The sequence below is a fragment of the Falsiroseomonas oryziterrae genome (assembly GCF_021864505.1).
Classification (GTDB): domain Bacteria; phylum Pseudomonadota; class Alphaproteobacteria; order Acetobacterales; family Acetobacteraceae; genus Falsiroseomonas; species Falsiroseomonas oryziterrae.
The window spans coordinates 1-8,111 of sequence record NZ_JAKJIB010000173.1 but is presented as its reverse complement, the minus strand read 5'-3'; the positions used below and the strand labels follow the sequence as shown (position 1 = coordinate 8,111).

Here is an 8,111-nt window from a genome sequence, read left to right as displayed (position 1 = left end):
CGCCGGGCCGGCCGCGCCGGCGGGCCCGGGCGGCGCCGGCACGCCCTCGGGCAACGGCAGCAGCGCGAGGGAGGCGGCGGTCAGCGGCAGGGCGGCGAGCAGGCAGGCGAGGCGCAGCACGAAGGGGCTGAGGCCGCGATGCGTCGCCAGCCGCCAGGCCCAGGTCATCAGGCAGGCCACCGGCAGCCAGGCGGCGAAGCCGACGCCCTGCAGCAGCACGTCCGCAGCATGCGCGCCGAAGGGGCCGGCAAGGTTCTCCGTCTCCCGCGCGGTGGCGGTGGACCAGGACGGGTCAGCCGGATCGTAGCTCGCAAGCGCTGCGATGCCGACCAGGCCGAGGATCACCAGCACCAGGGCCAGCATCTCCCCAAGCCGACGGCGGATCGCCGCCTTGACGGCGGGAGAGGCGAAGCGACGGCCGGCCGCGGCGAGGCGGTCCCCCATCTGGCGTCCGTCCAGGGCGCGCGGCATGTGCAGTCACCGTTGAAGCAGGCTGGCAGTTCTATACCGGAAGTGCCTCGAAATGCACGGTCCGCTTTCGGTCCGAACCGATCCTGCGCCAGGATGGGCCATGCCCGACCCCGCCGCCCTCCCGCCCGGGCTCGACCCGGCGGCCCGAGACCGGATCGCCGCGCTGGCGATCCCGCTCGCCGCCCCCGCCGGCGCGGCGCTGTTCCATCCTGGCGATCCCTGCCGCGGCTTCGTGATGCTGTCGGGCGGCCGCATCCGCGTGGACCTGGTGGCGGAGGACGGCCATGCGCTGCTGCTCTATCGTGTCGCGCCGGGCGAGGCCTGCCTGCTCACCACCGCCTGCCTCTTCGCCGGCGAGACCTATGCCGCGGAAGGCCGCGCCGAGACGGCTGTGAGCGGCCTTCTCCTGCCCAGGTCGGCCTTCGAGGCGCTGGTGGCGGAGAACGCCTCCTTCCGCGGTTTCGTCCTGGCCGGCTTCGGCCAGCGGCTGGCGACGCTGATGGCGCGGATCGAGGCGCTGAGCTTCCGCAGCGTCGACCGCAGGCTGGCCGGGGCGCTGCTGGCGCGGAACGCGCCGGACATCGCCGCCGCCCATGCGGAACTCGCCACGGAGGTGGGCACGGCGCGCGAGGTGGTCACGCGGCGGCTGAACGCGCTGGCCCGCGACGGCGCGCTGACGATCGGGCGCGGGAGCGTCACGATCCGCGACCGGCGCATGCTCGAGGATATCGCGCGCGGCGCGTGACTTCGTCACCGACGCGTCCTGCCCGCCCTGCTGTCATGCCCTGGCGCGGCGAGCCCGCGCCGAGGCAAGGAGAGAGGGCATGACGAGCAATGTCGGCGGGATGGACCGCACCCTTCGGATCGTGGCGGGCGCGCTGCTGCTGGCGCTCGGCGCCTTCGGGCCTCTCGGCTGGTGGGGGCTGATCGGTGTGGTTCCGCTGGCGACGGCCCTGATGCGCTGGTGCCCTGCCTACACGCTGCTCGGCGTGAACACCTGCGGCGTGGGCCAGAAGCCCGTCTGACCGCGAGGCCAGGAACGGTGCACCCGCAGGCGTGTTGGGAGTCCTTCCCATCAAGCGGAGCCTCCTTGCATGTCTGCCTCCACGCGCCCGCGAGCGAGCGAAGATGGAGGACACCAGGCTCGGCCAGTCGAAGAAGGACGATCCGGCCGATGTCGCGAAGACCGGCATCGACGCGCTGATGCGCGGCGATGCCGACGTGGTGCACGGCTTCGGGAACACGGTCTCTACGTCACTGGCGGATGTCGTGCCCGCCGAGGTCAGCGCGCGCATGGCCGCGAACCAGGCGAAGCCGGGCAGCGGGAAGAAGACCGCCTGACGCGGGCTAGTCCCCCCGCAGCTTCTCGCCGCGCAGCCGCTTCACGCCGCCACGGCGGGCCTTGCCTTCCAGGCGACGCTCCTGGCTGCCGCGCGTCGGCTTGGTCTTGCGGCGGGGCGGTGGCGGCGGAGCGGCGGCACGCGCGACGAGTTCCGTCAGCCTGGCGCGTGCCTCGGCGCGGTTGCGCTCCTGGCTGCGATGGCGGCTTGCCTCGATCACCAGCTCACCCTCGGTCGTCACGCGGCGTCCGGCGAGCTTGACCAGCCGCGCCAGCACGGCCTCCGGCAGGCCGGCGCGCGCCAGTGCCACGCGGAGCTGAACCGCCGTCTCGACCTTGTTGACGTTCTGACCGCCGGGGCCCGAGGCGCGAATGAAGCGCTCCTCGATCGCTGCCTCCGGGATTCGTGGCGCGTCCATCGCCGCGCCTTACGCGGATGCGCCGCGCCGCCGCAAGCGCGAAGGGCGCCGGGGGTCTCCCCCCGACGCCCTTCGCCGTTGCCGCGGGCCGGCGCCGTCAGCGCGCCGGCCGCGGGTGGAGGCTGGTCAGCCCAGCCGCTCGCCGTGCTGCGCCACGTCGAGGCCCTCGCGCTCTTCCTCCTCGGTGACACGCAGGCCGACGATCACGTCCACGATCTTGAGCAGGACGAAGCTGCCGATGCCGGAGTAGGCGATGGTCAGCAGCACCGACTTGATCTGGATCCAGACCATGCCGGCATTGCCGTAGAGCAGGCCCGAATAGGCCACCGCCGCTTCCGCGTCGTCGGTCTTGTAGATCATGCCGTAGGCGAAGACGCCGGTCAGGATTGCGCCGACGATGCCGCCGAGGCCGTGCACGTAGAAGACGTCGAGGCTGTCATCCGCGCCGAGCATCTTCTTGAGGCCCGTGGCGCCCCAGAAGCAGATCAGCCCGGCCAGGATGCCGATGATCAGCGCCGCGCCGGGGAACACCCAGCCGGAAGCCGGCGTGATGGCGACGAGGCCCGCGACCGCGCCCGAGATCAGGCCGAGCACGCTCGGCTTGCCCTTCACCGCCCATTCGCCGAGCATCCAGGCAATCGCGCCGGCCGCGCAGGCGATCTGCGTGACGACCATCGCCATGCCCGCGCGCGCGCCGGCGCCGGCGGCCGAGCCCGCGTTGAAGCCGAACCAGCCCACCCACAGCAGCGCCGCGCCGATCACGGCGAGCGCCAGGTTGAAGGGGGCCATGTTCTCCGAGCCGTAGCCGACCCGCTTGCCAAGGACATAGGCGGCGACGAGGCCGGCGATGCCCGCGTTGATGTGCACCACGGTGCCGCCGGCGAAGTCCAGCGCGCCCCAGGCGAAGATGATGCCGTTCGGGTGCCACACCCAGTGCGCGATCGGGCTGTAGATCAGCAGCGACCACAGCACGATGAAGATGCAGAGCGCGGAGAACTTCATGCGATCCGCGACCGCGCCGGTGATCAGCGCCGCGGTGATGATCGCGAAGGTCATCTGGAAGACCATGAAGATGGTCTCGGGGAAGGTGAAGGCGACGGCGCCGTCACCGCTGCCGAGGGAGAAGGGCTTGTCCCACACCATGCCGGTCAGCAGGACGCGGGAGAAATCGCCGAACCAGGAGCCGCCCTCGCCGAAGGCGATGGAGTAGCCGGCCACCATCCAGGTGATGGTCACGAGGCAGCAGACCGCGAAGGACTGCGCCATGGTGGCCAGCACGTTCTTCTTGCGCACCATGCCCGCGTAGAACAGGGCGACGCCGGGCACGGTCATCATCAGCACCAGCGCGGTCGCGGTCAGCATCCAGGCGGCGTCGCCGGTGTCCACCTTGGCGTCGTCCGCGAAGGCGGCGTTGGCCGCGACGAGCGCCGGCAGCGCGAGCAGCGCCGCACGAGCGAGCATCCTCATTCCCGAGATTCCCTTGTTCATGATGAAGCGCATGGCCCTCAGAGGGCCGCGCCGTCGGTTTCGCCGGTCCGGATTCGGAGCGCGCGCTCCAGATCCAGCACGAAGATCTTGCCGTCGCCGATCTTGCCGGTGCGGGCCGCGCCCGCGATCGCCTCGACCACGGCTTCCACCATCTCGGCGGGCACCGCGACTTCGATCTTGAGCTTCGGCAGGAAAGACACGTGGTACTCGGCGCCGCGGTAGATCTCGGTCTGGCCTTTCTGCCGCCCGAACCCCTTCACCTCGGTCACCGTCAGGCCCTGCACGCCGAGCGGGGTGAGCGCATCGCGCACCTCGTCGAGCTTGAAGGGCTTGATGATCGCCATCACCAGCTTCATCGCGCCGCAATCCCCTGTTCCTGGGCGAATGGGGCGACGCAATCCAAGCGCCGTGCCAGATGCCTGCGGGGCGGCGTGGCCGCCTTCTGCCACCCCGCGCCCTGGGGTGGCGAAAAGAAGGGCATGCCGGCCGCCTATTTCGACGGCACCAATTCTGCCGATAAACTAGGCAATTGCCTGGCCCTTGCCGAACCGGCAGGTCGCGGCGACCTTCGCGGCATGCCCCTGCACGATCCCCTCGACGTCACCGTCTGCGTCATCGGCGCGGGGCCGGTCGGCGCCACGCTCGCCGCGACCCTCGCCGCCGCCGGGATCAGGACGGCGGTGATCGACCGCGCGCCCCTCCCACCCATGGAACTGCCTGCCTTCGATGGCCGCGCCTACGCCATCGCGCTGACCTCGCGCCGCTTGCTGGCGGCCTCCGGCATCTGGGACCGGCTGCCGGCGGCGCCGCAGGAGATCCGGCACATCCATGTCGCCGATGGCCGCCCGGGCGTGCGCCCGTCATCCCTCGGGCTCGGCTTCAGCGCCGACGAGGTGGGCGAGGGGCCCTTCGGCTGGATGGTGGAGGCGCGCGCGCTGCGGGTCGCGCTGAACGCGCGGCTGCCCCAGCTGCCGAACCTGCACGCCTTCGCCCCGGCCGAGGCCGAGGTGACGCGCGGTGCGAACGGCGTCGAGATCCGCGTGGCGGGCGGGCCCCTGATCCGTGCCCGCCTCGTCGTCGGCGCCGAGGGGCGCGAGAGCCGGCTGCGGGCGCAGGCCGGCATCCCGGTCACGCGCTGGGACTACGGCCAGGTGGGCATGGTGGGCGCCTTCGCGCATGAGCGCCCGCACCGCGCCACCGCGCTCGAGATGTTCCTGCCCAACGGACCCTTCGCGCAGCTGCCACTGGCGGGACCGGACGGCTTCGGCACGGCCGATCTGCCGCACGCCTCGGCCTATGTGTGGTCGGAGCGGACCGAGCTCGCGCGCCGCTTCCTGGCGATGGACGATGCGCGTTTCGGGCATGAGCTGTCGCGGCGGCTGGGCGGCCGGCTCGGACGCATTCGCCCGATCGGGCGGCGCTGGTCGTACCCGCTCTCCGCGCTCTGGGCGCATCGCTTCACCGCCCATCGCCTGGCGCTGGTGGGCGACGCGGCGCACGGCATCCATCCGATCGCGGGGCAGGGGCTCAACCTCGGCTTCCGCGACGTCGCCGCGCTGGCCGAGGCGGTGATCGAGGCGGTGGCGGCCGGTGAGGACCCCGGGTCGCCCGCCGTGCTGTCGCGCTACGAGCGCCGCGCCCGGCCCGACGCGATGCTCATGCTGGGGGCGACGCATGTGCTCGAGCGCCTGTTCGGCAACGATCTCGCGCCGGTTCGGCTGGCGCGACGGCTCGGCATCGCGGCGGTGGACCGGATCCCGGCGTTGAAGGCCGCCTTCGCGCGTCGCGCCATGGGCATGACGCGCGGCCAGGCCGGGCTGCTCGGCGGGCAGGGGCTGTAGCCGACCGCCCCCCCGGGCGGCGGCACGCGGCAGCCGGCGCCCTCCCGGGGGAGGGCGCCGACGATTTCAGCGCATCGGGCTTCCCGGCGGGGTCTGCATGGTCCCGGGAGCCATCCCGCCGCCCGGCATGCTGCCCACGACGCCGCCGCTCGGCATGCCGGCGCCGCCGGACGGGGGCATGCCCATCGTTCCGCCGGTCGCGCCCATGCCCGGCCCGCCCATTCCCTGCCCGCTCATGCCCGGGCTGCCCATCATGTGCTGCTGCTGCTGCCCGGCGCGGGCGCGGTCGAGGCTCTGCTGGTTCAGCCGGTCGACCTCGGCGCTCTCGCGGTCCACGCCGCGGCGCTGCTGCGCTTCCGCCGGCAGGGCTCCGGCGACGAAGCCTGCGGCAACGAGGATGGTGAAGAGACGACGTGACATGCGCTTCCTCCGAGGATGACGAGCGCGGCCGCGGGCAGATGACCCGGCAGATGATCCCACGGCCGCCTCGGCGCCCGTAACGCCTCGCGGCGCGGGCGCTGCCGCCGCCTCACCGGATTGTCACGCCTGTCGCGCGCGCATGGTCGCCCCGTCAGCGGGCGGGCGAGGCGGACTGCGTGACCCTGCGTCCACGCCGCCCCGACACCATCAGGCGAAGGCGCGGGCCTACATCCCGCCGATGTAGTTCGGCCCGCCGCCACCCTCCGGCGTCCGCCAGTCGATGTTCTGCGTCGGGTCCTTGATGTCGCAGGTTTTGCAGTGGACGCAGTTCTGCGCGTTGATGACGAGGTGCATCTCGCCCTCGCCGTTGCCGGCCTCGGCGCCCACCGCCTCGTAGACGGCGGCGGGGCAGTAGCGGCTCTCGGGCGAGCGGAAGCGCTCCCAGTTCACGCCCTTCCAGCGGCCGGGATCCTGCAGCACCAGGTGGCTCGGCTGGTCCTCGGCGTGGTTCGTGTTGGACAGGTAGACCGAGGAGAGGCGGTCGAAGGTCAGCACCCCGTCCGGCTTCGGGTAGTCGATGCGAGGCGCGTTCGCGGCGTCCTTCAGCGTCTCGTGGTCCTGGTGGTGGCCCCAGGTCCAGGGCGCCTTGCCGCGCAGCACGTAGGTGTCGAGCGCGGCGGCCGCCATACCGCCCCAGAAGCCGTATTTCGCGAAGCCGGGACGGATGTTGCGCACGCCTTCGAGCTCGCTCCAGACCCAGCTCTCCTTCAGCGCGGCCGGGTAGCCTTCCAGCACCGCCGGCCGGTCGGCGGCGAGCGCCGCCGCCATCGCCTCGGCGGCCAGCATGCCGGACTTCATCGAGGTGTGCGTGCCCTTGATCTTCGGCACGTTCAAGAAGCCCGCCGCGTCGCCCACGATCATGCCGCCCGGGAAGACGAGCTTCGGCACCGCCTGGAGGCCGCCCTCGTTCAGCGCGCGCGCGCCATAGGCCACGCGCTTGCCGCCCTCGAGGAAGCCGCGCACCGCGGGATGCGTCTTGAAGCGCTGGAACTCCTCGAAGGGCGAGAGCCAGGGATTCGGGTAGTCGAGCCCGACGACGAAGCCGATCGAGACCAGGTTCTCGCCCAGCATGTAGAGCCAGGAGCCGCCATAGGTCGTGTCGCGCGGTAGCGGCCAGCCCACCGAGTGCCAGACGAGGCCCGGGCGGTGCTTCTCCTTCGGGATCTCCCACAGCTCCTTCATCCCCAGCGCGTAGGTCTGCGGCGCGCAGTCGCGGCGGAGGTCGAAGGTCTCGAAGAGGCGCTTGGTCAGGCTGCCGCGGCAGCCCTCGGCGAAGACGGTGTAGGTGGCGCGCAGCTCCATCCCCGGCTGGTAGTCGGGGCCCTTGGTGCCGTCGCGCGTGATGCCCATGACGCCGGCCACCACGCCCCTGACCTGCCCGTCCTCGATGATCGTCTCGGAGGCGGCGAAGCCGGGGTAGATCTCGACGCCGAGCGCCTCGGCCCGCTGCCCGAGCCAGCGGCAGACGTTGCCGAGGGAGACGACGTAGTTCCCCTCGTTGTGCATCTGCGGCGGCGTCGGAAGCTTCAGCGCGCGGCTCTCGGTGAGGAACATGAAGCGGTCCTCGGTGACCGCGGTGGCGAGCGCCGGCGGATCCTCGCGCCAGTCGGGGATCAGCTCGTCCAGCGCGCGGGGTTCCAGCACCGCGCCGGAGAGAATGTGCGCGCCGATCTCGCTGCCCTTCTCGACAAGGCAGACGGAGGCGTCCGGGTTCGCCTGCTTGAGCCGGATCGCGCAGGCCAGCCCGGCAGGCCCGCCGCCGACGATCAGCACGTCGAACTCCATGCTCTCGCGAGCCTCGGCCTCCGACATCTCCCGTTCCTTCGCTGTGGCCATTGTCTGGGCGACTGATTCACCGCTCCGGCGAGTCCGCCTTCGCGGATCAGGCGCGGGGCCGGCTGGATGTAGCCCCGCCCCCCGTTGCGCGGAACCCCGCGGCGCCCCGATATGCAGGCCATGGAGCGGGATGAACTGCTCGCCGCGCTGCGGCTGCAGATCGAGTGGGGCGCGGACGAGGCGCTGGAGGCAACGCCGCCCGATCGCTTCGCCGCGGCCGCGCAGCCGGCGGCGCCC

Annotated in this window: 10 protein-coding genes; 4 read left to right on the top strand and 6 right to left on the bottom strand. The window is 72.2% G+C overall.

What is annotated here, in order from left to right:
• Window positions 1–471 (bottom strand): DNA translocase FtsK 4TM domain-containing protein (locus L2I40_RS14175; protein WP_237215653.1); only part of this gene is annotated, 471 nt, incomplete at its 3' end.
• Window positions 472–571: 100 nt separating this feature from the next.
• Between L2I40_RS14175 and L2I40_RS14170 the strand changes: the two genes are divergently transcribed.
• The 3 genes from L2I40_RS14170 (at window position 572) to L2I40_RS14160 (ending at window position 1,812) form a co-directional block, all read left to right on the top strand.
• The gene (locus L2I40_RS14170; RefSeq protein WP_237215650.1) at window positions 572–1,216 is read left to right on the top strand and encodes a Crp/Fnr family transcriptional regulator; all 645 of its coding nucleotides are present in this window, start codon (window positions 572–574) and stop codon (window positions 1,214–1,216) included.
• A gap of 79 nt (window positions 1,217–1,295) precedes the next feature.
• Window positions 1,296–1,496: a YgaP family membrane protein gene (locus L2I40_RS14165; protein ID WP_237215649.1), complete on the top strand. Its 201-nt coding sequence runs from the start codon at window positions 1,296–1,298 to the stop codon at window positions 1,494–1,496.
• A 103-nt stretch (window positions 1,497–1,599) separates the two neighbouring features.
• Window positions 1,600–1,812, top strand: coding sequence for a hypothetical protein (locus tag L2I40_RS14160; RefSeq protein ID WP_237215648.1), 213 nt, complete (start codon window positions 1,600–1,602; stop codon window positions 1,810–1,812).
• Between the two features lie 6 nt (window positions 1,813–1,818).
• Here L2I40_RS14160 and arfB read toward each other — a convergent pair whose 3' ends face one another.
• The 3 genes from arfB to L2I40_RS14145 form a co-directional block, all read right to left on the bottom strand.
• Window positions 1,819–2,229: an alternative ribosome rescue aminoacyl-tRNA hydrolase ArfB gene (gene arfB, locus L2I40_RS14155; RefSeq protein ID WP_237215647.1), complete on the bottom strand. Its 411-nt coding sequence runs from the start codon at window positions 2,227–2,229 to the stop codon at window positions 1,819–1,821.
• A gap of 126 nt (window positions 2,230–2,355) precedes the next feature.
• Window positions 2,356–3,717: an ammonium transporter gene (locus L2I40_RS14150; protein WP_456305744.1), complete on the bottom strand. Its 1,362-nt coding sequence runs from the start codon at window positions 3,715–3,717 to the stop codon at window positions 2,356–2,358.
• A 17-nt stretch (window positions 3,718–3,734) separates the two neighbouring features.
• On the bottom strand, window positions 3,735–4,073 hold the full coding sequence (locus tag L2I40_RS14145; RefSeq protein ID WP_237215646.1) for a P-II family nitrogen regulator: 339 nt from the start codon (window positions 4,071–4,073) through the stop codon (window positions 3,735–3,737).
• Window positions 4,074–4,292: 219 nt separating this feature from the next.
• Here L2I40_RS14145 and L2I40_RS14140 point away from each other — a divergent pair, with 219 nt between their 5' ends.
• Window positions 4,293–5,558 carry a UbiH/UbiF/VisC/COQ6 family ubiquinone biosynthesis hydroxylase gene (locus tag L2I40_RS14140; protein WP_237215655.1) on the top strand — a complete coding sequence of 422 codons (1,266 nt, stop codon included), beginning with the start codon at window positions 4,293–4,295 and terminating at the stop codon, window positions 5,556–5,558.
• 66 nt (window positions 5,559–5,624) lie between these two features.
• Here the strand turns inward: L2I40_RS14140 and L2I40_RS14135 are convergent, their stop codons facing one another.
• Window positions 5,625–5,978 carry a hypothetical protein gene (locus tag L2I40_RS14135; protein ID WP_237215645.1) on the bottom strand — a complete coding sequence of 118 codons (354 nt, stop codon included), beginning with the start codon at window positions 5,976–5,978 and terminating at the stop codon, window positions 5,625–5,627.
• A 225-nt stretch (window positions 5,979–6,203) separates the two neighbouring features.
• Window positions 6,204–7,850 carry an electron transfer flavoprotein-ubiquinone oxidoreductase gene (locus L2I40_RS14130; RefSeq protein ID WP_237215644.1) on the bottom strand — a complete coding sequence of 549 codons (1,647 nt, stop codon included), beginning with the start codon at window positions 7,848–7,850 and terminating at the stop codon, window positions 6,204–6,206.
• Window positions 7,851–8,111 lie beyond the last annotated feature (261 nt).